Source organism: Kitasatospora papulosa, assembly GCF_000717245.1.
GTDB classification, from domain to species: domain Bacteria; phylum Actinomycetota; class Actinomycetes; order Streptomycetales; family Streptomycetaceae; genus Streptomyces; species Streptomyces papulosus.
Genome location: NZ_JNYQ01000070.1, coordinates 1 through 458, shown reverse-complemented (window position 1 = coordinate 458; position 458 = coordinate 1). Strand labels below are relative to the sequence as shown.

Annotated in this window: 1 protein-coding gene; it reads left to right on the top strand. The window is 76.4% G+C overall.

Annotation, left to right across the window (positions count from 1 at the left end; all coding sequences use genetic code 11):
* The coding region (locus IA22_RS37000; RefSeq protein WP_030125881.1) for a hypothetical protein at positions 1-458 on the top strand (458 nt) is incomplete at both ends.

Below are 458 nucleotides of genomic sequence, written 5' to 3'. Positions count from 1 at the left end.
CACGCTCGTCATCACGACGCGGCGCACGGTCGTCGCGGCGGAAGCTGCCACCACGGTCGTCGTCACGACGCGGCGCACGGTCGCGGTCATCGCGACGGAAGCTGCCGCCACGGTCGTCATCACGACGGGGGCCACGGTCGCGGTCGTCTCGGCGGAAGCCACCGCCGGTACCGCCACGGCTGTCGTCGCGACGGAAGCCGCCGGGGCGGTCGTCGTCACGGCGCGGGCCGCGGGGGCGGTCGTCGCGACGGTCGAAGCCGCCGCCGGCGGGACGGCCACCACGGTCGTCACGGCGGAAGCTGCCACCCCGGTCGTCATCACGACGGGGGCCACGGTCACGGTCATCGCGGCGGAAGCTCCCACCGCGGTCGTCGTCGCGACGGGGGCCGCGGGGGCGGTCGTCGCGACGGTCGAAGCCGCCGCCGGCGGGACGGCCACCACGGTCGTCACGCTGACCA